25 protein-coding genes are annotated in these 25,076 nt (G+C 74.2%); 16 read left to right on the top strand and 9 right to left on the bottom strand.

What is annotated here, in order from left to right; translation table 11 throughout:
* Positions 1–8: 8 nt before the first annotated feature.
* Entirely contained in the window at positions 9–491 is a 483-nt protein-coding gene (locus tag ABZ459_RS19245; RefSeq protein ID WP_357971652.1) for an HXXEE domain-containing protein, read from the top strand.
* A gap of 24 nt (positions 492–515) precedes the next feature.
* On the opposite strand, the gene ABZ459_RS19250 is transcribed toward ABZ459_RS19245, so the two are convergent.
* Both ABZ459_RS19250 and ABZ459_RS19255 read right to left on the bottom strand, forming a co-directional pair.
* Positions 516–1,232 carry a DUF2071 domain-containing protein gene (locus ABZ459_RS19250; RefSeq protein WP_357971654.1) on the bottom strand — a complete coding sequence of 239 codons (717 nt, stop codon included), beginning with the start codon at positions 1,230–1,232 and terminating at the stop codon, positions 516–518.
* Entirely contained in the window at positions 1,229–1,453 is a 225-nt protein-coding gene (locus tag ABZ459_RS19255; RefSeq protein WP_357971656.1) for a hypothetical protein, read from the bottom strand. Before ABZ459_RS19255 ends, ABZ459_RS19250 begins: the two co-directional genes overlap by 4 nt.
* Before the next feature lie 159 nt (positions 1,454–1,612).
* On the opposite strand from ABZ459_RS19255, the gene ABZ459_RS19260 reads away from it, so the two are divergent.
* A complete protein-coding gene (locus ABZ459_RS19260; protein WP_357971658.1) occupies positions 1,613–2,368 on the top strand; it encodes a ZIP family zinc transporter in 756 nt (251 codons plus the stop codon).
* 13 nt (positions 2,369–2,381) lie between these two features.
* On the opposite strand, the gene ABZ459_RS19265 is transcribed toward ABZ459_RS19260, so the two are convergent.
* Entirely contained in the window at positions 2,382–2,987 is a 606-nt protein-coding gene (locus tag ABZ459_RS19265) for an XRE family transcriptional regulator (RefSeq protein WP_357971660.1), read from the bottom strand.
* Positions 2,988–3,104: 117 nt separating this feature from the next.
* On the opposite strand from ABZ459_RS19265, the gene ABZ459_RS19270 reads away from it, so the two are divergent.
* On the top strand, positions 3,105–3,941 hold the full coding sequence (locus ABZ459_RS19270; protein WP_357971662.1) for an EamA family transporter: 837 nt from the start codon (positions 3,105–3,107) through the stop codon (positions 3,939–3,941).
* Positions 3,942–4,148: 207 nt separating this feature from the next.
* Here the strand turns inward: ABZ459_RS19270 and ABZ459_RS19275 are convergent, their stop codons facing one another.
* On the bottom strand, positions 4,149–4,709 hold the full coding sequence (locus tag ABZ459_RS19275; protein WP_357971664.1) for a hypothetical protein: 561 nt from the start codon (positions 4,707–4,709) through the stop codon (positions 4,149–4,151).
* Positions 4,710–4,837: 128 nt separating this feature from the next.
* Here ABZ459_RS19275 and ABZ459_RS19280 point away from each other — a divergent pair, with 128 nt between their 5' ends.
* From ABZ459_RS19280 to ABZ459_RS19335, 12 genes are all read left to right on the top strand, one after another.
* Positions 4,838–5,029, top strand: a complete 192-nt coding sequence (locus ABZ459_RS19280) for a hypothetical protein (protein ID WP_357971666.1) — start codon at positions 4,838–4,840, stop codon at positions 5,027–5,029.
* Positions 5,030–5,192: 163 nt separating this feature from the next.
* Positions 5,193–6,395: an alpha/beta hydrolase gene (locus ABZ459_RS19285; RefSeq protein ID WP_357971668.1), complete on the top strand. Its 1,203-nt coding sequence runs from the start codon at positions 5,193–5,195 to the stop codon at positions 6,393–6,395.
* 75 nt (positions 6,396–6,470) lie between these two features.
* Positions 6,471–7,064 (top strand): hypothetical protein, encoded by a 594-nt coding sequence (locus ABZ459_RS19290; protein WP_357971670.1) that lies wholly within the window; start codon positions 6,471–6,473, stop codon positions 7,062–7,064.
* A gap of 10 nt (positions 7,065–7,074) precedes the next feature.
* Positions 7,075–7,614: a GNAT family protein gene (locus tag ABZ459_RS19295; RefSeq protein ID WP_357971672.1), complete on the top strand. Its 540-nt coding sequence runs from the start codon at positions 7,075–7,077 to the stop codon at positions 7,612–7,614.
* Positions 7,615–7,719: 105 nt separating this feature from the next.
* A complete protein-coding gene (locus ABZ459_RS19300; RefSeq protein ID WP_357971674.1) occupies positions 7,720–8,211 on the top strand; it encodes a hypothetical protein in 492 nt (163 codons plus the stop codon).
* A gap of 197 nt (positions 8,212–8,408) precedes the next feature.
* Positions 8,409–9,845, top strand: coding sequence for an MFS transporter (locus tag ABZ459_RS19305; RefSeq protein ID WP_357971676.1), 1,437 nt, complete (start codon positions 8,409–8,411; stop codon positions 9,843–9,845).
* A complete protein-coding gene (locus tag ABZ459_RS19310) occupies positions 9,842–11,368 on the top strand; it encodes an FGGY family carbohydrate kinase (protein WP_357971677.1) in 1,527 nt (508 codons plus the stop codon). The genes ABZ459_RS19305 and ABZ459_RS19310 overlap by 4 nt, the downstream gene beginning before the upstream one ends.
* Positions 11,365–13,038, top strand: coding sequence for a glycerol-3-phosphate dehydrogenase/oxidase (locus ABZ459_RS19315; protein ID WP_357971679.1), 1,674 nt, complete (start codon positions 11,365–11,367; stop codon positions 13,036–13,038). The genes ABZ459_RS19310 and ABZ459_RS19315 overlap by 4 nt, the downstream gene beginning before the upstream one ends.
* The gene (locus ABZ459_RS19320; protein ID WP_357971681.1) at positions 13,035–14,588 is read left to right on the top strand and encodes an FAD-binding oxidoreductase; all 1,554 of its coding nucleotides are present in this window, start codon (positions 13,035–13,037) and stop codon (positions 14,586–14,588) included. Before ABZ459_RS19315 ends, ABZ459_RS19320 begins: the two co-directional genes overlap by 4 nt.
* A 10-nt stretch (positions 14,589–14,598) precedes the next feature.
* The gene (locus ABZ459_RS19325; RefSeq protein ID WP_357971683.1) at positions 14,599–15,210 is read left to right on the top strand and encodes a glycerol-3-phosphate responsive antiterminator; all 612 of its coding nucleotides are present in this window, start codon (positions 14,599–14,601) and stop codon (positions 15,208–15,210) included.
* 27 nt (positions 15,211–15,237) lie between these two features.
* On the top strand, positions 15,238–16,155 hold the full coding sequence (locus tag ABZ459_RS19330; protein ID WP_357971685.1) for a DMT family transporter: 918 nt from the start codon (positions 15,238–15,240) through the stop codon (positions 16,153–16,155).
* Positions 16,155–17,255, top strand: a complete 1,101-nt coding sequence (locus ABZ459_RS19335) for an alcohol dehydrogenase catalytic domain-containing protein (protein ID WP_357971687.1) — start codon at positions 16,155–16,157, stop codon at positions 17,253–17,255. The genes ABZ459_RS19330 and ABZ459_RS19335 overlap by 1 nt, the downstream gene beginning before the upstream one ends.
* Positions 17,256–17,271: 16 nt before the next feature.
* Here ABZ459_RS19335 and ABZ459_RS19340 read toward each other — a convergent pair whose 3' ends face one another.
* Both ABZ459_RS19340 and ABZ459_RS19345 read right to left on the bottom strand, forming a co-directional pair.
* The gene (locus ABZ459_RS19340) at positions 17,272–17,739 is read right to left on the bottom strand and encodes a hypothetical protein (RefSeq protein WP_357971689.1); all 468 of its coding nucleotides are present in this window, start codon (positions 17,737–17,739) and stop codon (positions 17,272–17,274) included.
* Complete coding sequence (locus tag ABZ459_RS19345) at positions 17,736–20,066, bottom strand: molybdopterin-dependent oxidoreductase (protein ID WP_357971691.1); 2,331 nt, start codon at positions 20,064–20,066, stop codon at positions 17,736–17,738. The genes ABZ459_RS19340 and ABZ459_RS19345 overlap by 4 nt, the downstream gene beginning before the upstream one ends.
* 167 nt (positions 20,067–20,233) lie before the next feature.
* Here ABZ459_RS19345 and ABZ459_RS19350 point away from each other — a divergent pair, with 167 nt between their 5' ends.
* Positions 20,234–21,730: a carboxylesterase family protein gene (locus tag ABZ459_RS19350; RefSeq protein ID WP_357971693.1), complete on the top strand. Its 1,497-nt coding sequence runs from the start codon at positions 20,234–20,236 to the stop codon at positions 21,728–21,730.
* Between the two features lie 27 nt (positions 21,731–21,757).
* On the opposite strand, the gene ABZ459_RS19355 is transcribed toward ABZ459_RS19350, so the two are convergent.
* The 3 genes from ABZ459_RS19355 to ABZ459_RS19365 all read right to left on the bottom strand — a co-directional run bounded on the left by ABZ459_RS19355 (position 21,758) and on the right by ABZ459_RS19365 (position 24,919).
* Positions 21,758–22,948, bottom strand: a complete 1,191-nt coding sequence (locus ABZ459_RS19355) for a MarP family serine protease (protein WP_357971695.1) — start codon at positions 22,946–22,948, stop codon at positions 21,758–21,760.
* A gap of 173 nt (positions 22,949–23,121) precedes the next feature.
* Complete coding sequence (ppk2, locus tag ABZ459_RS19360) at positions 23,122–23,916, bottom strand: polyphosphate kinase 2 (protein WP_357971697.1); 795 nt, start codon at positions 23,914–23,916, stop codon at positions 23,122–23,124.
* Positions 23,917–23,944: 28 nt separating this feature from the next.
* Positions 23,945–24,919 (bottom strand): nitroreductase family protein, encoded by a 975-nt coding sequence (locus tag ABZ459_RS19365; protein ID WP_357971699.1) that lies wholly within the window; start codon positions 24,917–24,919, stop codon positions 23,945–23,947.
* Positions 24,920–25,076 lie beyond the last annotated feature (157 nt).

Here is a 25,076-nt window from a genome sequence, read left to right on the forward strand (position 1 = left end):
CTGTGACCATGTCCGGCGTACCCCGGAACGCCGCCCCGCCCGCCGTCGGGGCGCTGCCGTTCCTGCTGCCGTTCGGCGTCTACGTCCTGCACACCCTGGAGGAGCTGCCGGGGTTCGCCGCATGGGCCACCCGGCAGTTCGGGCCGGAGACCACGAGCGCCTTCGCCGCGTACCACGTTCCGCTGATGTTGCTGGTGCTGGCCTGTTCCTGGCGCGCCACGCGGCGGGACCGGCACGGCGTCTGGGTGGTGCTGGCCACCGCCTTCCAGTGGCAGTTCGCGGTCAACGCGCTCTTCCACCTGAGCACCTGGGTCGTCCTCGGCGAGTATTCGCCCGGCGCCGTCACCGCCGCCGTGGTCGCTCTCCCCGCCACCGCCTGGTACCTGGCCTGGATCCGCCGCGAGGACCGGGCGAGCGCCCGCGAGATCGCCCTGGCACTGGTCGTCGGCACTCTCGTGGCGGCCGCCGCGATCGGCTTCCTCTTCCTGTGAGCCGTGCGCGGGCCGCTCGTCAGGTCACCACGACCACATGCCGACGCGTACGTCCACGCCCGGGGAGGCGTGCAGGAGGGGAGGGCCGGCCGGGTCGGGCAGGCCGGCGGCCCGCAGCAGGCCCTGGTCGAGGCCGGTGAGCTCGACGTGCTGCAACGGCCACGGCGGGTGCTCGACCTCGGCCGCGGCCAGCCGGCCCGCCACCCGGGTGAACAGCCGGTGGCGGGCGGTCAGGAAGTGCGCGAGCTCGTCCTGCTCGTCCTCCCGCAGGACGCCGCCCACCTCCGCCTCGGCGTCGCAGCGCACACCCGGCGTTCCCGGCCACCGCCGGCGGCAGCGGTAGCGGCGGCGCCCCCCGTCGATCCGGACCGACATGTCGGACCAGTGGTAGGGCAGCCGGTAGCCGGAGCGCCCGCCGAGCGCGGCCGGCAGCCGTCCCGCGTCCAGGGACAGGAACCAGACGCCGGAACGGCCGCGCGCGTCCCGTACGTACGTGCGGCAGTTGGTCTCCGGGAACGCGGACAACCACGGCACGGCAGGCAGGCCGGGCACCCGTACGTCCTGCATGAGGAACGGCGTCACCCCCACCCACGCCGAGCCGTCCATGGTCTCGACGGCGAGCTCGTCCGGCACCAGATCACGGACCACCTGGACGGGGTAACGCCAGTGCAGGAACGTGATGTGCGCCCACCGGTGGCACATCACCGGCAGCGCCACGCGCGGGGACGGCGGCGCCTTCACGTGCGGCGGTGCTCGGCCAGGACCCGGCCGTCGTGCCGGATCCGGGCGGCCCGGTAGGGCGGGACCGGGCGGGTGACGCACGCCCGCGCGGCCGACTCGGCCTCCGCCTGGTCGATCCCCCAGCCGATGGTGTGCCACCGGTCGCCCGCCGCGTCCAGGGCGGTGATCTCGTAGAGCTGTCGCGCCGGACGCGGGGTGCAGGGGGTGTGGCGGTGCTCCATCCAGGTCTCCTCACGACGGGGGCGGGCCGCCGCCTGCCCTACCCGGGGCGTCCCGGCCCAATCCCCCCGCCCCCGGCGCGGATTCGCGAACGCGTGACGGGAAGGGCGGAGGCGAGAGAACCTGGGGCCGGGACGAGGACGCGAGAGGGATCGGTGCACATGCCTGAGTGGCTGGAAGCGGGGACATGGGGGCTCGTCGCCGGGGGCGCGCTGGTCCTCGGCGCGGCCGTGGCGATGCTGGTGCGGGTGCCGGCGCGGGCGATCGCCACCGTGATGGCCTTCGGCGCCGGGGTGCTCATCTCGGCGCTGTCCTTCGAGCTGCTGGACGAGGCCGAGCGGTCGGGCGGGCTGCTGCCCACCGCCGTCGGCTTCCTGGCGGGAGCCTGCGCGTACGTGGCGGCCAACGCGATCCTGGCGCGGCACGGCGCCCGGCACCGCAAACGCTCCGGCGACCAGCAGCCCAGCGAGGCGGATGCGCAGGGCAGCGGCGCCGCCATCGCCGTCGGCGCGCTGCTCGACGGCATCCCCGAGTCGGTGGTGCTCGGGCTGTCCCTGCTGCACGGCGGCGAGATCGGCCTCGCCGTCGTGGCGGCGGTGTTCGTCTCCAACGTCCCCGAGGGCCTGTCCAGCGCCGCCGGCATGCGACGGGCCGGGCGCAGCCCCGGGTACGTGTTCGGCGTCTGGGGCGGCATCGCCGCGATCAGCGGCGTGGCTGCCATGACCGGCTACCTGACCCTCCGGTCGGCCTCCCCCGAGGCCATCGCGCTGATCACCGCGATCGCGGCCGGCGCGATCCTGGCCATGGTGGCCGACACCATGATCCCGGAGGCGTTCGAGCAGGCGCACGTCCTCACCGGGCTGATCACCACCGTGGGCTTCCTGTCCGCCTTCGCCATCGAGCGCCTGGCCTCCTGACGGCGAGCACCGCTCACGCCCGACCGGCCTCGGCCGATCCGAGGGTCCAGGGTCCCGGGGGAAGCTGGACCGTCATGATCATGTCGCAGGTGCCGGCGCCCTCGCCCCGGTAGCCGTGTGGGGCGTCGCCGTCGAAGGTGGCGGTCTGGCCCGCCTCGACGGGATGCTCGACGCCGTCGAGTATGAGCGTCATCCGCCCGGCGACGACGCTGAGGGTCTCCACCACCCCGGCCTGGTGGGGTTGGCTGGGGTACTCCTCGCCGGGTTGCAGCCGCCAGCGCCAGACCTCGACCGGGGCCGGGCCGGTGGTGGTCAGCATGAGCCGGGCCTGGCCGCCGCGCGGCCCGGTCCACAAGGGGGTCACGGCGTCGGCGGCCACCACGCGGAGGCGGCCCTCCGGCGGCCCCTGCATCAGGGCTGAGACCGAGATGCCCAGGGTGTCGGCCAGCCGGACCAGGGTGGCCAGGTTGGGATTGCCCTGCGCCTTCTCCAGCGCCACCAGGGCGCCCTTGCTGACCTGGGCGCGCCGGCCGAGCTCCTCCAGGGACAGGCCGGCGCGGGTGCGGGCGGCCTTGACGTTGTGGGCGACCGTTCGCAGGGCCTGGGCCGGCTCGGCCATCTGTTCACCTTCCTCACGGGGCGGACCGGTGCAATGTACTGCGCGGTCGGTCCATTGTGCTCCAGCGGTCATTCTAATGTACTCTTTGGTCGTTCTGCTGGATGTCCGGGAGGTGTCGTGATCGCTCTGCTGCTGGCTCTGGGCAGCTCGCTCGCCTACGGCTGCGCCGACTTCCTCGGCGGCCTGGGCGCCCGCAGGGCCCATGTGCTGCGTACCGTGATGGTCGCGGCGCCGGCCAGCCTGGTGGTCGAGCTGTTGTTGTGGCCGATGCTCGGCGCGTCGTTCAGCCCCGCCGCGCTCGGCTGGGGCGCGGCCTCGGGCGTCGCCTCGGCGGCCGTGTTCGCCCTGCTCTACCGCACGCTGGCGATCGGCCCGATGAACGTGCTGTCGCCGGTGACCGCGCTGGTGTCGGCCGCGCTGCCCGTCGCCGTGGGGCTGCTCCAGGGCGAGCAGCTGTCGGCCGCCGGGCTGGTGGGGCTGCCGCTCGCGCTGGTGGCGGTCGTCCTGGTCAGCGCGGGGCACGGCGGGGGTTCGGCGCGCCCGTCGCGTACGGCGCTGCTGCTGGCGTTCGGCGCGGGTTCGGCGATCGCCCTCCAGCTCGTCTTCCTGCACCAGGCGCCGTCCGACAGCGGGGTGGCGCCGTTGATCGTGGGACGGGCGGTCTCCTCGGCCGTCATCCTGACCGCGGCCGGGCTGCTGCGCCGGCGGCTGGGCTCCGAGCGGCCCGCGTACGCGCTGTCGGCGACCGCGGGCGTGCTGGACTCCGTGGCGAACCTGCTGTTCCTGCTCGCGGCCCGCAGCGGTGACCTGGCCGTGGTGGCCGTGATCACCGCCCTCTACCCGGCCGGCACGGTGCTGCTGGCCCGCGGGGTGCTCGCCGAGCGCATCCACCGCGGCCAGCTCGTCGGCCTGGGCGCGGCGGCCCTGGCCGTCAGCCTCCTCGCCCTGCCCTGACCTCCTGCCCGCCGACGACGGCGGGCGCGGGCCCGCCCGCGTCAGGAACGCGCGGCGCGGCCGGGCGCGGCCTGACCGGGTTGCGTGAGCATGTGCGCGTCTTCGGGGGGCGAGTTCGAGGCGGGCGTCCGTCCCGTGCGCGGTTTCCGGGTGAAGGCGAGGCTGCCGCTGTGATCAGGGTTGTGGTGGCCGACGACCAGGCGCTCATCAGGGCGAGCTTCCGGCGGCCGATCGACGAGCCGGCGCCGCCTCCGGGCGGGGGGCGACCGGCTGCCTGAGCAGCGTCTTCGGGTCGGGGTCGGTGAAGTCGGTCAGGTAGATCTCGTGGTGCAGCCCGTTGGGCACCAGCCCGTGCTCGGCCATGAACGCCTCCATCACCTCCAGCGACCTCTTCTCCTCGCTGTAGGGCCCCTCGTGCAGCAGCTCCACGCACTCGCCCTCGGTGAAGGTGACGACCTGGACCCGGTCCACGGCCGCCCCCGACGGGCGGGCCCGCTCACGCGCCGCCTCGGCCGCCCCCGGCTCGGGCATCTCGGGCAACGGCAGCAGCAGGTGCCACCGCCACTGGTCGCGCGGGGTCTCCAGCGGCGGCAACGTGGTGTCCTCCACCCACCACCGCCCCTCCAGCGGCCCGGCGGCGCCGCCCATGACGGAGGCCACGGCGTACAGGGCGCCGATGGCCGAGACGTGCTCGGCGCCGCCGGGCTCTCCCATGCCCGTGACGTTGAGACAGGTGACGGGATGGCAATGGATCAGTCGCGGGGTCATGGATCCTCCGGGTAGACCTGGGTGGAATCCCCCATAGCGTGCGGTCTCCCCGTGGGGGAGAGTCCAGTCAGCGTCACCGTCCACGCCGTCCGACCGGCCGCCGGCACCCCAGATCCGGAGGATGTCCCATGACCACGCCGCCCCCTCCCGCCGCGCTCCCCGGTTCCGGCCTGCGCACGGCCCAGATCCTGGTCGCCGCCTACGCCGCGCTCAGCCTGCTGACCGTCGCGGCGATCGCCGTCCTGTCGGCCGTCGCGCCGTCGCTGGTCACCCCGAGGCATGGGGGCGCGGCGTCATCGTGGCGGCGACGTCCGTCCTGACGTTCGTGTTCGCCCGGCGCGCCCAGCGTGGCGGCGACCGGGCGCTGCTCGCCTTCCGGTTGCGCGCCGCCCCGCCCGCCGGCTGACCCGCGACCGGGGTCCTCCCCGCCGCACTCCGGCCTCTTATACACCGCGTATATACTCTCGGAGTATATTGCGATGCATGATCAAGCACCTCAGAACGAACCGTGCCGGCGGGGCCGCGGCCGTCGCCGGGCTCACCGCCGTCCTGGCCGCCGGGCTGCTCCACGGCTCGCCGGCAGCGGCGTCGGCCAGGACGGCGGCGGCGCCCACGACGTACCTGCCGGCCCCGACCGGCTCGCGGCCGGTCGGCACCACGTCCCTGTACCTGAAGGACACCTCGCGCCCCGACCCCTGGGTCCCCTCGGTCAAGGCGCGCGAGCTGATGGTCTCGCTCTGGTACCCGGCCAGGTCGCCGGGCCGCCACCGCGCCACGTACATGACGGCGAAGGCGTCCGAGCTGCTGCTCAAGGACGGCGGGATCACCGACCTCCCGGCCGACACCCTGAGCAGGACCCGGACCAACGCCTTCACCGACGCCCGCCCCGCCGGACGCCCCCGCAGCCTGCCCCTCGTCGTCCTGTCCCCCGGGCACAGCAAACCCCGCACCGAGCTCACGGCCCTGGCCGAGGAGCTGGCGAGCCACGGGTACGTGGTGGCCGCCGTCGACCACACCTACGAGAACGTCGCCACCTCCTTCCCGGACGGCCGGGTCACCACCTGCGTCACCTGCGAGATCGGCGACAAGAGCCCGGCCTGGTGGGCGAAGCTGGAGAAGAGCCGGGCGGCCGACGTGTCCTTCGTGCTCGACCGGCTCACCGGCGCACACGCGCGGTGGAAGGGGTCCCGCCTGATCGACCCGGCCAGGATCGCCATGGCCGGTCACTCGGCGGGCGGCGCCGCCGCCGTCGCGTCGATCGCGGCCGACACCCGGCTGCGCGCCGGCGTCGACCTCGACGGCAGCGTGGAGACGACGCTCCCGGAGGCCGGGACGTCACGGCCGTTCCTGCTCCTGGGCAAGCCCGCCACGTACACGCCGGGCAAGGGCGAGCCGGCCGCCACGTGGGAGCGCGTCTGGGCGGGGCTGACCGGATGGAAGCGCTGGCTGCTGCTGACCGGAGCCGCGCACACGTCCTTCACCGACCTGGGCGTCCTGATGGACCAGGTCGGCATCGAGGACGGCGCCGCCGTGCCCGGCGCCCGCGCCCTCGGCGTCACCCGCGCCTACGTCACCGCCTTCTTCGACCGGCACCTGCGCGGGCAGCCCAGGCCCCTGCTGGACAAGCCGTCGGCGGACTTCCCCGAGGTCAGGTTCTGCAGTCCGGAGGACAAGACCTGCGAGTGACCCTGGGGCCTCTGTACGCGGGCCCGGCCCGGTGCGCATAATGAGCAGCCGTCGGTCCGTCTCCTTGGAGCGTCCATGGATCGTCTGTTCGTGCGGCTGGTCCTCTACGTGGTCAGGTTCGCCGGGGCCGTCGCGGGGGTGTGGGGGGTCGCCTACGCCGTCAACGGCGCCACGCAGGCCGGCGGGGAGATCACCGTTCGCGTCGTCCCCCGCCTGGAAACCGCCGACCGGCTCGGGTTGAGCGGGGTGAGGCTGCCCCGCGGCCTTTCCCTGGGAAGCGGGGAGCTGACGCTGCGGGTCTGGGACTCGACGGCGGTCGAGCAGGTGCTCCTCCGGACGGACGTGCTGGTGGGCGGCCTGTGCGCGCTCGTCGCCGCCCTCCTGGTCGGGGGGCTGCTGACGTCCGTGTTCGAGGGGGAGCCGTACCGCGGGGGCAACGCGGCGCGGGTCGCCTGGCTCGCCGTCCTCGCGCTCGTCTCGGGAGCGGCCCAGGCGCTGCCCGCGCTCGCGGTGGCCGCGGTGCTCGACCGGGCCGGGGCGGGCGGGACGTTCGGGCCGCCGTCCGGGCTGTCGTGGCTGCCGTTCACGGGCGCGGCGCTGCTGGCGGCCCTGGCCCTGGCGCTGCGCGCCGGCCGCCGGGCCCGCGCCGACGTCACATCTGTCACATAGTGTCGCGATCATGACGATCGAACTGCGTGCCGTCCGGGAGGACGACCTGGCGTTCCTGACCCGGCTGATCGGCGACCAGGACAGCAGCGGCGAGTACCAGTGGTACGGCTGGCAGGACCCCCACCGCCTGCGCCGCCTCTGGGACGAGAACGGGATCCTCGGCGAGGACGGCGGCATGCTCGTGATCGCCTCCGGCGAGGACCGGGCGGGCCTCGTGTCGTGGCGCAGACAGCTCACCTCCCGGGTGTCGTACTGCTGGGAGATGGGCCTCATCGTGGCGCCCGGCTTCCGCGGCAGGGGGCACGGGACGCGGGCGCAGCGGCTGCTGGTGCGCTACCTGTTCGACCACTCGCCGGTCAACCGGGTGCAGGCGACCACCGAGCTCGGCAACGTGGCCGAGCAGCGGGCGCTGGAGAAGGCCGGCTTCACCCGGGAGGGCGTGCTGCGCGGCGGCGGCTTCCGCGCCGGCCAGTGGCGTGACGGCGTGATGTACGGCATCGTCCGCGCCGACCTGGACAGGATTCAGGAGCCTCCCACCCCGGGCGCCTGACCAGCGGCGGCGCGGGCCTCGGCGGAGATCAACGCGGGCTCAACGGATCCTCAACACGGGCGCCCCTACGTTGCGGTCACACGATTCCGCACCAAGGGGGAGCACATGCGCAACCTTCACGCCCTGGCGGTCGCCGCGGTGGTGGCCGGCGGCGTCCTGACCGCCGCCTCGCCCGCCGGCGCCTCCGCGCAGGACGCCCGGCAGGTGTCGCAGGCCGCCGGGCCGATCAACTACTCGTGCGGCGCGCGGCTGCGGGTGAGCCGGGACGTGCCCAGGAACACCTGGCACCGCATGGCGAAGGCGAAGGGCCGCCGCGGCATGGTCTACCTGTACGAGGCCGGCGGCGTCTACCGCGGCCGGGACGTGTGGTGGGCGTGGGGCACCAGCCTGCGCTCCGGCGACCGGATCTCCATCGACTGGACCGACGACGGGGGCCGCACCTACCACGCCTGCCACGCGGTGGTCAGGGGCGGCGGACGCCGCAGCGTCACGTCCTTCGCGGTGGACGCCCCGAACGGCCGCAAGTTCCGCGCCTGTGTGAAGGCCGCGGGCAAGTGGTCGTGCACCCACGGCTGGTGGGAGATCAGGTATTCCTGACCGGCCGGTCCGCCGGGCAGGGCGTGCGAGCTGCGGCGATACGACCGCGACCGCTTGACATACCGGACAACCGGCACATAGTGTCCCGTCAATCGGCAGGCACAGACGAAGAGATCCCTGTCAGTGGTCTTCGTCTGTGCCTTTGTCGTATCCAGACCGCTGGCAAGGGATCACACCCCCCTGAAAGGCGGCTGGGCATGAGCGACGCCCCCGTGCAGAACACCTCGGTCACGCTGATCCGCAACGCCGGAGACGCGGCCGACGTCATCAACACCCTGACGAGGCTGGCCGGCCGGGCCAACTGGATCTGGTTCCTCGCCCTGGCGGGCCTGTTCCTGGACGCCTACTCCAACGCCGCCCTGGGCGCCGGCCTGTCCCCCATGGTCAAGCAGCTCGGCCTGTCGCCGGGCCAGGTGGGGGTGCTCACCGCCATGGCGCCGGCCATCGCCATCATCTCCAACCCGTTCGGCGGCTGGCTGGCCGCCCGGATCGGCCGGGTCAAGCCGCTGCTGCTGACCAAGGTGGTGTTCGCGCTCGGCGCGCTGCTCACCGCGGCCGGCTCCGACTTCCTGACCGTCTTCGCCGGCCGCGGCCTGGTCGGCATCGCGTACGGCATCGACTTCGCGGTGGCCATGGCGCTGCTGGCCGAGTACACGCCGTCCGCGCTCAAGGGCAGGCTCAACTTCTGGCAAGGCGTCTGGTACACCGCCACCACCACGAACCTGCTGCTCACGCTGGTGTTCTACCGTTTCGACGTGGGCGCGGACATCTGGCGCTGGTCGGTGGGCTCCTCGGCCGCCTTCGCCGTCGTGCTGCTGGTGCTGCAACTCGCGTTCCTGGTGGAGAGCCCGACGTGGCTGGCCGCCAAGGGACGGCTGCGCGACTCCGCCGCGGCCCTGCGCCGCATGTACGGCTTCGCCGTCCAGGAGGACGGCGAAGAGGGCGGCGGCCCGGCCGAGCAGGGGCGGCAGGTGGGGTTCGGCGACGCGGGCGTGCTGTTCCGCAGGCCGTACCTGCCGCGCACGGTGTTGTCCACGGTCATCTCGCTCACCCAGGCCATGCAGTACTTCGCGGTCGGCTGGTACCTGCCGGTGATCAGCCTGGAGCTGTTCGGCAAGGAGTTCGAGAAGGCCACGATCGGGTCGATGGCGTTCAACGCGGTCGGCATCGTCGGCGGCTGCCTGGCGGCCTACACGGGCCGCCGCCTCGGCCTGCGGGTCAGCTCGATGGCCGGGTACGCGGTGGTGTTCGTGGCGCTGCTGGTGATGGGCGCGACGTTCAAGGAGCTGCCGGTCGCGCTGGCCGCGCTGCTGCCCGTGATGTTCATCTTCTTCCACTCCGCCGGGCCCGGCCCGAACGGCAAGTCGATCGCCGCGCTGTCCTACCGCAGCGACATCCGCACCCTGGGCACCGGCGTGACCGGCATGCTCGGCAGCCTCGGCTCGGTCGCCGGCCTGTACCTGTTCCCGCAGCTGCAGGCGGGCATCGGGGTCGGCGCCAGCCTCATGGTGCTGTCGGTGGTGCCGCTGGTCGGCCTGGTCACCTGCCTGCTGATCAAGTGGGACCCCACCCGCGTGGCGGTCAACCTGGAGGAGGAGGAGATCGCGCTGCGGAGGGGGGACGAGCGCCGATGACCGGCCGTACCCGACGGGGGATCCTCAGCGTCGACGAGGGCACCACGGGCACGCGCGCCGCGGTCGTCCTGGACGACGGCTCCGCGGCCCCGCCCGCCTACCGGCCCATCTCGGTCCACTCCCCCGACCACCTGCGGGTCGAGCAGGACGCCATGGAGATCTGGGCGAAGACCGCCGAGGTCTGCGCGCAGGCCCTGGAGTGGGCGCGGGCGCACGACGTCGAGGTCACCGGCGTGTCGATCGCCACCCAGCGCGCCACCGTGCTGCTGTGGGACACCGTCACCGGCGAGCCGCTCACCCCCGCCGTGGTCTGGCAGGACCGCCGCTACGCCGCCCGGCTGCGCGCATGGGAACCCGGCTGGGACGCCCGCCTGGTCGAGCACACCGGCCGGCCGGTCGGCTCGCGCGCCCCGCTGCTGTGGGCCGCCGACGTGCTGCGCGACGACCCGGCCGCGCGCCGGGCGCACGAGGCGGGACGGGTGGCGTTCGGATCGGTCGACACCTGGCTGGTGTGGCGGCTGACCGGCGGCGCGCGGCACGTCATGTCCGCCACCAACGCGGTCGCCGCCGGCGCCTACGACCTGCGCACCGGCGACTGGTACGAGCCGTGGCGGGACTTCCTCGGCTGCCCCCGCGACGTGCTGCCGCAGATCCTGGACGAGGACGGCGACTACGGCCACACCGACCCGTCCGTGCTCGGCGTGCGGCTGCCGGTGTTGTCGGTGATGGGCGACCAGCACGCCGCGATGATCGCGCTCGGCGCGCACCGGCCGGGCCAGGCGATGTGCGTGCACGGCACGGGAACGTTCCTGGACGCCGTGGCCGGCGACCGGCCGCCCGCGCATCGCCGGGCGGTGCCGGGGGTGCTGACCCTCGTCGGCTGGCGCTCGCGCGGCGCGGCGGTGTTCAGCCTGGAGGGCTACGCCGCCACGACCGGCTCGGCGGTGCGCTGGTTGTGCGAGGAGATCGGGCTGTTCGACTCGCCCGCCCAGCTGACCGCGCTGGCCCGCGAGCATCCCGGGCCGAGCCGGGTGCGTTTCCTGCCCGCGCTGGCCGGGATGCGCACCCCGGTCTGGTCGCCCGAGGCCACCGGCGTGCTGACCGGGCTCAGCCTGTCCACCACCCGGGCCGAGCTGGCCCGGGGCGTCCTGGAGGGCATCGCGCACTCGGTGTGCGACCTGCTGGACGGGGTGGAGCAGGCGCTCGGCGCGCCGGTCACCGATCTGTTCTGCGGCGGCGGCCTGGCCAGCAGCGACGTGCTGATGGCGAGCCAGGCCGACCTCGTCGGGCGGCCGGTCCGCCGCGCCCGCGCCAACGAGACGGCCAGCCTGCGCGGCGCCGCCTACCTCGGGGGCGTGCGGGCGGGGCTCTGGCCCGACCTGCCCGCCGCCCTCGCCGGGCTCGGCGACGTCCCCGTCTTCGAGCCCACGTTGCCCGACGCCGCCCGCGAGGAGGCCCGCGCCGCCTGGCGTGACCTGCTCACCCGGCACATCTCGTACCAACAGGAGGATTCCCCCTCGTGATCCGGCTTCCAGAACGCAAGCCCAGATCGGAGACCAGGAGCGCCATCCGGCGCACCCCGCTGCGGATGGACCGTCAGGCGCAGATCGAGCGGCTGGCCGGAAGGCCGGTGGACGTGCTCGTCGTCGGCGGCGGCGTGACCGGCTGCTACGCCGCGCTGGACGCCGTCACCCGCGGCCTCAGCGTGGCGCTGGTGGAACGCGACGACTTCGCCTCGGGCACCTCCTCCAAGTCCTCCAAGATGGTCCACGGCGGTCTGCGCTACATCGAGCAGGGCAACCTGCCGCTGGTGCGCCGTTCGCTGCTGGAGCGCCAGCGCTTCCGCCGCAACGCGCCCCACCTGGTGCGGCGGCTGCCGTTCGTGCTGCCGATCCTCGCCCAGGACGGCGTCTTCGACGCCCGCATCGCCAAGGCCTTCGAGGGCCTGCTGTGGACCTACGACCTGGTGGGCGGCTGGCGCATCGGCCGGCTGCACCAGCGGCTGAGCGTGGCCGAGGTGCTGGCCAGGGCGCCGCGGCTGCGCGCCGACCGGCTCAAGGGCGGCCTGCTCTACTACGACAGCCGCACCGACGACGCCCGCCTGACCCTGACCATCGCCAGGACCGCCGCCCACTTCGGCGCCACCGTGCTGAACGGCGCCACCTGCCGCGAGCTGGTCAAGGAGGGCGGCCGGGTGCGCGGCGCCCGCGTCGAGGTGGACGGCCGCACGGTCGAGGTGCGCGCCGGGGTCGTCGTCAACGCCACCGGCGTGTGGACCGACACCCTGGACGCGCTGTCCGACCCGGGGCACCGGCCGCGGGTGCGTCCGGCCAAGGGCGTGCACATCGTGGTGCCGTGGACGCGGCTGCCGGTGGACGGCACGGTGACCGTCCCGGTGCCCGGCCGGGCCCGCCGGGCCACCTGCACCCGCTGGGGCGACGTGGTCGTGGTCGGCACCACCGACACCGACTACGACGGCTCGCCCGACGAGGTGCTGTGCACCCGCGAGGAGATGCAGTACCTGCTCGACGGCGCCAACACCGCCTTCGACGCCGACCTCACCCCGGACGACGTGATCGGCTCGATCGCCGGGCTGCGTCCGCTGGTCGGTGAGAAGGAGGGTGCCACGCTCGACATGAGCCGCGACCACCGGATCATCACCGACGGCTTCGGCCTGGTCACGGTCACCGGCGGCAAGCTGACCACCAGCAGGCACATGGGCGAGCTGGCCGTGGACGAGGCGCTGAAGGTGCTCGGCCGCAAGGCCCGCTGCCGCACCGCGCGGCTGCCGCTGCTCGGCGGCGCGGGCTACGACGCCGAGGCGACCACCGCGACCGGGGGGCTCGGCGCCCACCTGGGCGAGCGGTACGGCACCGAGGCCAGGTTCGTCGCCGATCTGATCACCGAGGACCCGTCGCTGGCCGGGCCGGTCGTCGAGGGCAGCGAGTACCTGCGGGCCGAGGTGGTCTACTCGGCCCGCTGCGAGCTGGCCAGGAACGTGGACGACGTGTTGTCGCGGCGCACCCGGATGCGGGTCTTCGCCCGTGACCTGTCGGTCGAGGCGGCTCCCGAGGTGGGCCGGCTGCTCCAGCGCGAGCTGGGCCTGTCCGACGACGAGGTGGCCCGGCAGGTCGAGGACTACGTGCGCGGCGTGGACCGCGAGAAGAGCGTTCTGATGGAGGGACTTTCATGATCAGCAGGCAGACCGTCACCCACCCGTTCAACCGCGGCGACTACGTCGTGGGCGCGCCCACGCCGCCGCGCTGGGCCGCCGACTGCCCGCCGGGGAAGGGCCCGGCCAGCCTGCAGGGCCAGGTCGTGCCGGTCCCCGAGAGCGTGGTGGCGGAGCTGCGCGCGCTCGGCGCCGCCGTGCACACCGAGCGGGACGAGGTGGTCCTGCGCACCCGTGACTGGTGGGCGGGCACCTCCATCGGCGAGACCGACGGCCGCCCGGCCACGCCGGAGGCGGTGGTCGTCGAGGTGGACGAGGAGGAGCAGGTGGCCGCCGTGGTGCGGATCTGCCACGAGCACCGCATCCCGCTGACCGTCTCGGCCGGCCGCAGCAACGTGCTGGGCGCCGCGCTGCCCGTGCACGGCGGCGTCGTGCTGGACGTGTGCCGGCTCAACCGCATCCTGTCCTTCGACGCCGAGTCCATGATCGTCGAGGTGCAGGCGGGCATGTTCGGCGACCTGTTCGAGAAGGAGCTGCAGGAGACGCACGGCGCCACCACCGGCCACTGGCCGTCGGCGTTCGCCATCTCCACCGTCGGCGGCTGGGCCGCCTGCCGCGGCGCGGGCCAGCTCTCCACCCGCTACGGCAAGATCGAGGACATGGTGGTCGGGCTGGACGTGGTGCTGCCCGACGGCACCACCGCCAGCTACGGCACCTACCCGCGCGCCGCGGTGGGCCCCGACCTGCGGCAGCTGTTCATCGGCTCGGAGGGCACGCTCGGCGTCATCACCCGGCTGCGGCTGCGTACGCACCGGCTGCCCGACTACGCGGTGGGCATCGCCTACGGCTTCGACACCTTCGCCGCCGGGCTCGACGCCTGCCGGGAGATCCTGCAGCGCGGCGCCACCCCGGCCGCGCTGCGCCTGTACGACGCGCACGAGAGCGGCACCCACTTCGGCGAGCCGGGCACCAACCTGCTGCTCGTCGCCGACGAGGGCGACCCGGTGCTGGTGGACGCCGTCATGAAGATCGCCGACGAGGTCTGCGCCGAACGCGCGTCGGTGAAACTGGACGGCGCGGCCGTCTTCGCCCGCTGGCTGGACGAGCGCATGATCGTCGGCAAGGCCGCCGACGGCTTCGTCCGGGGGCCGGGGTTCGTCTCCGACACCTGCGAGATCGCCGGGCCGTGGGCCGCGCTGCCCGCCCTGTACGACGAGGTCGTGGCCGCCATCGAGGCCGTCCCCGGCACGCTGCGCGCCTCGGCCCACCAGTCGCACGCCTACACCGACGGCGCCTGCCTGTACTTCTCGCTGCGCGGCGACGTCGAACGCGACCAGCGGCGCGCCTGGTACCGGGCCGCCTGGGACGCCGCCGCCGAGGTGCTCGTCAGGCACGGCGCGGCGATCAGCCACCACCACGGCGTCGGCCTGCTGCGCTCGCCGTACATGCGGGACGCGCTGGGCACCGGCTATCCGACGCTGGTGGCGGTCAAGCAGGCGCTCGACCCGCGGGGCATCATGAACCCCGGCAAGCTGGGCCTGCCCGCGCCCTTCGAAAACACGGCGCACTAAGGTGGATGCGGTGAACTCTCGCCACAAGGGCCCGTTGGATCAGCGCCTGCTCGCCGCCCTGGCCGAGCATCCCGTCGCCGCGTCGCTGGTGGGGGTGGAGATGGTCGAGCGGTTCACCTCCTCCCCCACGCCGATCGGCATCCTGGCCTCGATCCCGCTCGGCGACCTGGCGGCCACCGTCAAGCGCACGGTGGCCGCCCAGAAGATCGGATTCGTCAACATCGACTCGACCCCCGGCCTGGGGCACGATCCCGGGGCGCTGGCGTACCTGCAGAGCATCGGCGCGGTCGGGATCGTCTCCACGCGGCAGGCGATGATCGAGCGGGCCACCGGGCTCGGGCTGCTGACCATGCAGAAGGTGTTCGTCACCGACCGGTCGAACCTGCGGCGCAGCATGCAGTCCATCACCCGGTCGCGGCCCGACCTGGTGCAGCTCATGCCGGCCATGGTGTTGCGGCACGTCGAGCGGCAGGTGCGGGCGGTCGGCGTGCCGTGCCTGGCCGCGGGGTTCGTGCAGAGCGCGGACGACGTGGTGGAGGCGCTGCGGCACGGGGCCGTCGGCGTGTGCACCTCCGACGAGGAGCTGTGGGGGCTGCGCCGCTCGGCCCTGCGCGCCTCCTGATCCGTCTTCATCCGGAAGGACCTTGCGATGACGCCTGCCCGCGTGCGGGAGACCGCCGCCCCCACGGTGCCCGCCCGGCGCGCCGGGAGGCGGTGGCCGGTGGCGCCCGGGGTGTTCGTCGTCCTGTGGAGCAGCGCGTTCATCGCGGGCATCCCGGGGGTCAGGGCGGCGCCGCCGTTGTTGCTGATGTTCGGCAGGTTCGCCGTCGCCGGGGTGCTGCTGGGGGCGTACGCGCTGGTCAGGCGGGTGCCGTGGCCCCGGGGCCGGGACCTGGCGCACGTGGCCGTGGCCGGGCTGCTGATCCAGGCCGTGCAGTTCGGCGCCTTCTACAGCGCGCTCGGCGCGGGCCTGCCGGCCGCGGTCGTGTCCCTGGTGCAGGGGCTGAACCCGGTGGTCATCCTGCTGGTCGGCCGGGTGCTGGGCGAGCGGGTCGGCGCCGGGCAGTGGGCCGGGTTCGCGCTCGGCCTGGCCGGGGTGGTCCTGGCGGTGGCCGACCGGATCAGCCTGTCCGCCTCCGGGGTGGCGCTGTGCCTGCTGGGGCTGGCCGGGCTCAGCGCGGGCACCCTCTACCAGCAGCGGTACGCGCCCCGCATGGACGCGCTGAGCGGCACCGCGGTGCAACTGCTGGTCAGCGCCCCCGCCGCCGGGCTGGCCTGCCTGGCGCTCGGCCCGGTCCGGGTGTCGGACTGGACGGCGTTCGGGCTGTCGGTCGGCTGGATGGCGCTGGTCAACTCCATCGCGGCGTTCATCCTGCTCAACCGGATGTTGCTGCGCTCCCCGGCCAGCCGGGTGAGCACGGTGTTCTTCCTGACCCCGGCCGTGACCGCCGTCCTGGCCTGGTCGCTGGCCGGGCAGCCGCTGCCCCCGCTCGCCGTGGCCGGGCTCGTCCTGGGCGGCTGCGGGGTGCTGCTGGCCAACCTCTCGACACGAAGAAGGGCGAACTGATGCGCATTCGCGGCGCGGTCCTGGAGGAGATCGGCCGGTCCCGGCCCTACGCCGGGTCGCGGCCCCTGACGGTCTGCGACCTCGAACTCGATCCACCGGGGCCGGGCGAGCTGCTGGTGCGGGTGGAGGTGGCCGGCGTGTGCCACTCGGACCTGTCGGTGGTGGACGGCAACCGGGTGCGTCCCGTGCCCATGCTGCTCGGCCACGAGGCGGCGGGCGTGGTGGAGCGGACGGGCCCCGGCGTCGACGACCTCGCCCCCGGGCGGCGCGTCGTGATGACCTTCCTGCCCAGGTGCGGCGGCTGCGCCGGGTGCGCCACCGAGGGCGTGACGCCCTGCGTACCCGGCAGCGCCGCCAACAACGACGGCACCCTGCTGAGCGGCGCGGTCCGCCAGCACAGGGACGGCGTCGCGGTGCTGCACCACCTCGGGGTGTCGGCGTTCGCCACGCACGTGGTGGTCGACCGGCGCTCGGTCGTCCCGGTCGATCCCGACGTGCCGGCCGAGGTCGCCGCCCTGCTCGGCTGCGCCGTGCTGACCGGCGGCGGCGCCGTGCTCAACGCCGGCCGGCCGCGCCCCGGGCAGACGGTCACAGTCGTCGGGCTGGGCGGCGTGGGCATGGCGGCGCTGCTCACCGCGCTGGCCCTCGACGACGTCCGGGTGATCGGCGTGGACGCCAACCCGGCCAAGCTCGCCACCGCCCGCGAGCTGGGCGCGCACGAGGTGTACGGCCCGGACGACCTGCCCGGCCAGGCGGACGTCGTGGTGGAGGCGGCGGGCAGCACGCGGGCGTTCGAGACCGCGGTGACCGCGACGGCCCCCGGGGGCCGCACCGTCAGCGTGGGCCTGCCCGCGCCCGGCGCCCGCGCCTCGATCTCGCCGCTCGCGCTGGTGGCCGGCGGGCGCAGCATCATCGGCAGCTACCTCGGCTCGGCGCTGCCCGCCCGCGACATCCCGGTGTTCGCGCGGATGTGGCGCGAGGGCCGGCTGCCGGTGGAGCGGCTGGTCTCCGCGCGGATCGGCCTGGCGGCCGTCAACGAGGCGATGGACCAGCTCGCCGACGGCGCCGCCCTGCGCCAGCTGATCGTCTTCGACAGCTGACCGCCGGGGCCGGGCGCTACCCCGACGCGACGACCAGCGTCTGGGGGGCCGCCTGCTTCATCCGGCCGCGTGCCCACGCCATCTGGGTGGCGGTCTCGTCCTCGCAGCCGCGGACCGCCGCCAGCAGCGCCTCGTCGCGGGCGCCCTGCGCGGCCTGGCCGATCAGCGTCCAGCAGACGTCGCACTCGGCGGCCATGAGGTAGAGGTCGTGCAGGTCGCGCAGCAGGCCGAGGCCGCCGCCGCGGGAGCCGGAGAAGAGCGTCGAGTGCAGCCGCTCCGGCTCGTCGGGGGCGTCCTCGGAGTAGCGTGCCACGAACGGCCGCAGCCGCCGTACGTGCTCGTCGCACTGCTCGGCGAGCCGCCGGCAGATGTGCACCACGTCCGGCTCGTCGCCGTGGGCTGCGGCGACCTCGCGGTACGCCGCCGCCAGCTCCTCCTCGGATCGGTGCAGCAGTCCCAGGTAGTGCGCCAGCAGCACGGTCATCCTCCCGCTCTGGTCACCCGGACCGCGGTGACCTTGTAGATCGGTTGCTTGGAGACGGGGTCCCAGGTCGTGTTCGTGACCTCGTTGGCCGCCCGGGGGGCCGCTCCCGGTTCCAGGTCCCAGTAGCCGTAGTGGAACGGCACGAACACCACGCCCTGCCGGATGCCGGTGATCCGGGCCGGCGCCTCCAGCCGGCCGCGCGGTGACTCCACCCGCACCAGGTCTCCTTCGCCGATGCCGAGCCCGGCGGCGTCGGCCGCGTTGAGCTCCACCCACGGCTCGGGGGCGGCGGCGTCGAGCTGCGGGACGCGGCCGGTCTTGGTCCGGGTGTGGAACTGGTGCACGGTGCGGCCGGTGGTCAGCAGCAGCGGCAGGTCGTCGCCGGTCACCTCGGGCGAGGGGTGGTAGGCCGCGGCCCGCAGGAAGGCCCGGCCGCCGGGCTCCTGGGCCAGGTACTGCTCGCGGGTGTGCTCGGCGCCGGTGACGAGGTCCTGGCCGTAGGTCTCGCAGTAGTCCGGGTCGGTGTTGAAGCGGCCGCCGCCGTACAGGCGCTCGGTGCCGCCCGAACCCGGGGTGCACGGCCACTGGACGCCGCTGCCGCCGCGCAGGCTCTCGTACGTGATGCCGGTGTAGTCGCAGGGACGGCCGGCCGAGCACGCCTTCCACGCCTCGAACGCCGATTCCGCGTCGTGCCAGCCGATCAGCGGCTTGCCGTCGCGGTCGCGGAAGTCCATGCGGCGGGCGTAGTCGAGGAAGATGTCCAGGTCGGCCCGCGCCTCGCCGGGCGGTTCCACGGCCTTCTCCGACAGGTGCACGGTCCGGTCGGCGTTGGTGAAGGTGCCCGGTTTCTCCCCCCACGTCGCCGCCGGCAGCACCACGTCGGCCAGCTCCGCGGTCTCGGTGCGGAACAGGTCCTGCACCACGACGAACAGCTCGTCCCGGCCCAGGATGCGGCGGACGCGGCCGAGGTCGGGCAGGGAGACCGCCGGGTTCGTGCCCGAGATCCACAGCAGCTTGACCGACCCCTGCTCGGCGTACCGGAAGACCTGCATGGCGTGGGTCGGCGGCGCCCAGTGGGGGATGACGGACGGATCGACGTTCCACAGCTCGGCCAGCTCGCGGATGTGCGAGGGGTTGTCCCAGTTGCGCAGGCCGGGCAGGTCGCCGTCCGCGCCGGTCTCGCGGGTGTTCTGGGCGGTGGGCTGGCCGTTCATCTGCAGCACCCCGGCCCCCGGACGGCCCAGCATGCCGCGCAGCAGGTGGATGTTGTTGACCTGGCAGGCGGCGGCCGTCGCCTGGTTGGACTGGTAGAAGCCCTGCAGGACGGTCGAGACGAGCCGCTCGCTCGTGCCGAGGATCTCGGCGGCCTGCTCGATCAGGGCCACGGGCACGTCGCAGATCTCCGCCGCCCGTTCCGGCGGGCACTGCTCGACCACCCGGCACAGCCGCTCGAACCCGATCGTGTGCTCCTCGACGTAGCGGCGGTCGTGCCAGCCGCGCTCGATCAGCCGGTGGATCAGGGCGTTCATCAGGGCCAGGTTCGTGCCGGAGCGTACCGGCAGGTGCACGTCGGCCTCGCGGGCGACGGGCGTGGCGCGGGGATCGACGGCGATCATCGCGGGCGGGCGCGGGCCGCGGCGGCGGTCGAGCATCCGGTCCCACAACACCACCTGGGTCTCGGCGACGTTGTGCCCCCACAACGCGATCGCGTCGCAGTGGTCGATGTCGGTGTACGAACCGGGCTGCCCGTCGGTGCCGAAGCCGGCCTTGAGCGCGGCGGCGGCCGTCGCCGTGCACAGCCGGGTGTTGCCGTCCATGTGCGGGGTGCCGAGGCCGGCCTTCCCGAGCACGGCGAGCGTGTAGTACTCCTCCAGGAAGAGCTGCCCGCTGGTGTGGAAGCCGAAGTGCCCCCATCCGCCGGGGCCCCGCAGCAGCTCCTTCGACCGGGCCACGATCCGGCCCATCGCCGTCTCCCAGTCCGTCTCCACCAGCGTGCCGCCCTCGCGGACGAGCGGGCGGAGCAGCCGGTCGGGGCTGTTGTTGGCCTGCCAGCCGTACAGGTCCTTGGGGTCGAGCCGGCCGTGGTTGACCCGGTCCACCGCACGGCCGCGCACGCCGACGATACGTCCGCCCCTGACCGCGATGTCCATCGCGTCGCCGTTGGAGTGCAGGACGGACGCCGACTGGGCCCACGACTCGACGTCCTGCTCGGTCAGCCCTTCCTCCAGGCAGGCGTCCACCCGGACCGGCCAGTCCTCGGCGCTGCCGTCCTCGCGCGGCCCGTACGGCGTGCGCGAACCCCACGGGTCGGCGATGCGGTCAGGCATTCCGGCGGCTCCTTCCGGGTGGGAGATCCGGACCGCATACCCTCACGTGCTCGCCCCATGCCTGCGCCGTGGCCCGGCCGGCGAAAACGGGATGCGGCCGGCCCGCGTCCGGGGTGAGGATGGCCGCGCACGGCCGTCAGAGCCGTCCCCCGGACGAGGAGCGTGCCATGAGCGCCGCCGAAACCGCTCACCCGCAGGTCACCGTGCGTACGGGCCGGCTGCGCGGCCGGATCGAGGGCGGCGTGGCCGTCTTCCGCGGCGTGCCGTACGCGCGCCCGCCGGTGGACGGCCTGCGCCTGGCCGCCCCTGCGCCGCCCGAGGCGTGGGACGGCGTGCGCGAGGCCGCCGCGTTCGGCCCGCCGCCGCCGCAGTCCAGGCTGCTGGGCGCGTCCGGCGGCGCCGGCACGGACGGGAACTGGCTGACGGCCAACGTGTGGAGCCCCGACCTGGGCGCGGCCCGGCTGCCGGTGATGGTGTGGATCCACGGCGGGGGCTACATGTACGGCTGGTCCGGCGACCCGCTCTTCGACGGCGGCGTGCTCGCCCGGGACGGCGCCGTCGTGGTCACCGTCAACTACCGGGTCTCCGCCGAGGGCTTCGGGCACTTCCGCGGCGCGCCCGCCAACCGCGGGCTGCTGGACCAGGTGGCCGCCCTGCGCTGGGTGCGCGAGAACGCGGCGGCCTTCGGCGGCGACCCCGACCGGGTCACCGTCTTCGGCGAGTCCGCCGGAGCCGGGAGCATCGCGGCGCTGATGACGATGCCCGGCGCGGCCGGCCTGTTCCACCGGGCGATCGCGCAGAGCGTGCCGAGTCTGTTCTTCACTCCCGAGCTGGCCGCCGACCTCGCCGCCGCGGTGGCCGCCGAGCTGGGAGCGGCCCCGCACGCCGAAGATCTGGCGCGCCTGTCGCCGGAACGGCTGATCGAGGCCGGTGACGCGGTGGCGGCCGGGATGGACGGCAGCCCGCGCTGGGGACTGGCCGCGCACGTCCGCACGCCGTTCGCGCCGGTCGTGGACGGCGAGGTGCTGCCCGCGACGCCCTGGCGGTCACCGGTGGGCGAGGTGGACCTGCTCGTGGGGCACAACCGCGACGAGTACCGGCTGTTCATGGCGCTCAACGGCGAGCTCGGCCAGGTCACCGCCGAGCAGGCGGCCGCCGCGCTGCGGACGCTGGCCCCCGACCCGGCGGCCTACCGGGCCGCCCACCCGGAGGCCGGCGACGAGCGGCTGTACGAGCTGGTCCACTCCGACTGGCTGTTCCGGATGCCGTCCGTACGGCTGGCCGAGGCCCACGGGCGGCACGGCCGGGCCCACCTGTACGAGCTGACCTGGCCGGCCCCCGGCATGGGCGGGATGCTCGGCGCCTGTCACGGGCTGGGCCTGCCGCTGGCGTTCGGCAACCTGACCGCGGGCGTGGCCGGGCTGCTGCTCGGCCAGGAGCCGCCGCCGGAGGCCGCCGAGCTGTCGGCCCGGGTGCGGGCGGCGTGGACCGCCTTCGCCGCGACCGGCGACCCGGGCTGGCCGGCGTACGAGCCGCGCGAGCGGCTGACCTGGATCGTCGACACCGAGCCGGGCACGGCGGCGTACCCGGAGGAGGCGTCCCGTCGGTTGTGGGCCGGGCACGCCTTCGACCCGCTCCCGCTGCCGGCGTCCGGGCGGGCGTGAGCGCCGGTCACCGCGGGCGGGCCCGGGTCAGTCGCAGGACTGGGTGCTGACGGGGGTCGTGGCCGTGGCGGCCTGGCGGGCGTCGGGGGCGACCTCGCCGGCGGTCAGCGCGTAGCCGGTCTCCACCTGCCCGGCGACGGCGGCGAAGATCACGCCCAGCACGCGGCCGTCCACGGCCAGCAGCGGGCCGCCGGAGTTGCCCTGCTGGATCTTGCCCCGGACCAGGTAGACGTCCCTGGTCACCTGCGAGGCCTGGTAGATGTCGGGGCTGCCGGCCCGCTGCCGCACGGCGACGCGGGCGGGCTCCGGCGTGAAGCCGCCGCCGTTCGGGTAGCCGGCGACCAGCGCGTCCTGGCCCTCCCTGGCCCGGGTGTCGAAGGAGAGCGGGGGCAGCCCGAGGCCGGGGACGTACAGGACCGCGACGTCCCGCCGCGGGTTGTACCAGACGACCTGCGCCGGGTGCGGCCGCTGCTGGTGGTCGACCACCTGCAGATCCGTGTCCACCCCGGCCACGACGTGCGCGTTGGTCATGATGTGGTCGGGCGCGTACGTGAACCCGGTGCCGGTGATGCGCTTGCCGCAGGAGGAGGCGGTCCCCTGGACCTGCAGGATGCCCGTCCTGGCCTGCCGCAGCGCCGGGCTGCGCAGCACGGCCACGTCCGGCGGCGGCACCCGGACGGGGCTCAGCCCGGCGATGGCGTCGAGCACCGGCGGGAAGTCGGACCGGTCGATGAACTGCTTGAAGGGCCGCTGCCAGTCCCGCGCCGCCTGGGGCGCCGCCTCGTCGAGCGTGGACAGCAGCGCCGAGCCGCGGATCTGCTCCACCACGAGCGTCCACGGGCCGGACACCAGCAGGCTGCCCACGAGCCAGGCGACCAGCAGGACGAACATGGCGTTGACCAGCCCGCCGCCCAGGGAGTCCAGGATCCAGGCCGGTTCGCCGCGCAGGTACGTGCGTAACCGCACCCCCAGCGTGGACGCGGCGAACTGGCCGACCAGCGCGATCAGGAACACGATGACGACCGCCAGGGCCGTCTGCGGGACGTCGCCGGTCACGAGCGCGTTCGTCACGGCGGGGGCGACGGAGATGCCCAGCACGCATCCGGCGACGAACCCGATCGAGCTCGTCACCCCGACGACGAAGCCCTGCCGGAACCCCGCCACGCCGAACCCGACCACCAGGACGACCAGGACGACGTCGAGCAGATCACCGGACACAAGCAAAGACAATCATCTTTTCCCCCACAAGGGAGGATCCGTTCCGGTACGCCGGATTTCCCTGATCGGCGAGCCGGGTCGGTTCGCCACGCCGACGACCTGCCGGACCGCCTCCGGGCGGCCCAGCGCGGCGAGCATGGCGCGGGCCACGTCGGCGCGGGAGGCCGGCCCGCTCAGAGGTCGGCCGTGACGTCGGGGACGTACCCCCCGGGGCGGAGCGGCGGACGCCGGTAGCCGGTGGCGGGCGGTCGCGGCGGGATCTCCAGCGGCGCCCGCACGACCCGCCGGTAGGGGATCGTGGACAGCAGGTGCGCGATCATGTTGATCCTGGCCCGCCGTTTGTCCTCGCCCTGCACCTCGTACCAGGGCGCCTCGGGGATGTCGGTGTGCACCAGCATCTCGTCCTTGGCCCGGGAGTACTCCTCCCACCTGGTGATCGACTCAAGGTCCATCGGCGACAACTTCCACCGGCGCATCGGGTCCGCCAGCCGGTCGCGGAAGCGCCGCTCCTGCTCGGCGTCGCTCACCGAGAACCAGTACTTGCGCAGCAGGATCCCGTCCTCGACCAGCAGCCTCTCGAAGATCGGGCACTGGTGCAGGAAGCGCGTGTACTCCTCCTGCGTGCAGAACCCCATCACCCGCTCGACACCGGCCCGGTTGTACCAGCTCCGGTCGAACAGCACGATCTCCCCCGCGGCCGGCAGGTGCTCGACGTACCGCTGGAAGTACCACTGCGACCGCTGCCGGTCGGTCGGGACGGGCAGCGCGGCGATCCTGGCCACCCGCGGGTTCAGGTACTCGGTCACCCGCTTGATCGTGCTGCCCTTGCCCGCGGCGTCGCGCCCCTCGAAGATCACCACGACGCGCCGCCCCTCGGCCCGCACCCACTCCTGCAACTCCACCAGCTCCGCCTGGAGGCGGAGCAGTTCCTTCTCGTACGGCTTGCGGCGCAGCCTGTCGGTCCCCATGCCTGCGGATTCTCGAAGGGCGCTCCGCTCATTCCAGGACGTCGGCGAGCGGACGCCGGGGCGTGCCCTTCTCCTCGAAGGTGACTCCCAGCCGCATGATCATCTGCGGGTGCTCCCCCGAGAACAGCTCCAGCCGCAGGAACTCCCGCAACAGCTCCAGCTCCAGGGCCTGCGTGTGGAAGGCGGCACTGACCCCGTGCGCCGAGGCCTGCAGCAGAACCCGCTGCAGCGCCTGGCCAGTGGCCAGCCACTCCCGCCGGTCGTCCGCCCGCGTGGTCAGCACGGCGACCACCCCGACGGCCGTCTCGTCCTGGCCGCCCGGCGCGCCCCAGCCCTGCCGCCACGCGTAGTGACGCTGGGGGAAGACCGCCTCCGTCGGCGCGCCCTCCCGCGGGTAACTCCCGGCCGGCACACCGTCGCCCCGCGTGCTGCCCGGCGGCCTGGCCCACCGCACGACCTCCAGGCCGAACCGCTGGTCCTGCTCCTGCACGCCCTGCGCCGCCCGGGTCAGCGCGGCCAGCACCTCCACCGCCGCCGCCGACCGGACGGGCGTCAACCGGACCCCCTCGCTCATCGCCGCCCTCACCAGCGACTCCACGAACCGATCAGGGACCGGGACGTCGGCGAAACCCGCCCGATGCGTGTGACGCCGCTCGATCTCGCCCCCGAGCACCCGCGTCACCTCGTCCGGCTCGCTCTCCCGGCCCGGCCTGACCGTCGCCAGCAACCCGGGCCGATCGGGATCCGGCAGAACCCGTACGACCGGCTCGAACCCCGCACATCGCATCGCGACGCACATCGTGAACAGCGCCGCGCCACAACTGATCACCAGTTCCCGCCCGGCCACGTCACCGGCCTTGAGCTGCCTGCCGGTGTCGGCCTTCAACCCGATCTCCACGTCGGAGACGGAGAAGGTCCACGGCTGGGTGTTGTGCACGGAAGGGGCCCATCGACCGGCCTCGACCGCCGCGTCCATGGCCTGTCTCGGCGAGCACGTGCTCATGGTCCACCTCCAGAAGACGACCGCGTCGGGACGTCCGGTCTTCTCTGTCCGGCCTACCCCACCAGGATGGGACCTCCCAGGCCGCCCGCCACAGGGCCGGAGGACCCGCGCCACGAGGGTCCAAGGACACTTCCGGTGCCGGAGCCGGAAGGCCACG

It is taken from the genome of Nonomuraea sp. NPDC005692, from assembly GCF_040631115.1.
Classification (GTDB): Bacteria; Actinomycetota; Actinomycetes; order Streptosporangiales; family Streptosporangiaceae; genus Nonomuraea.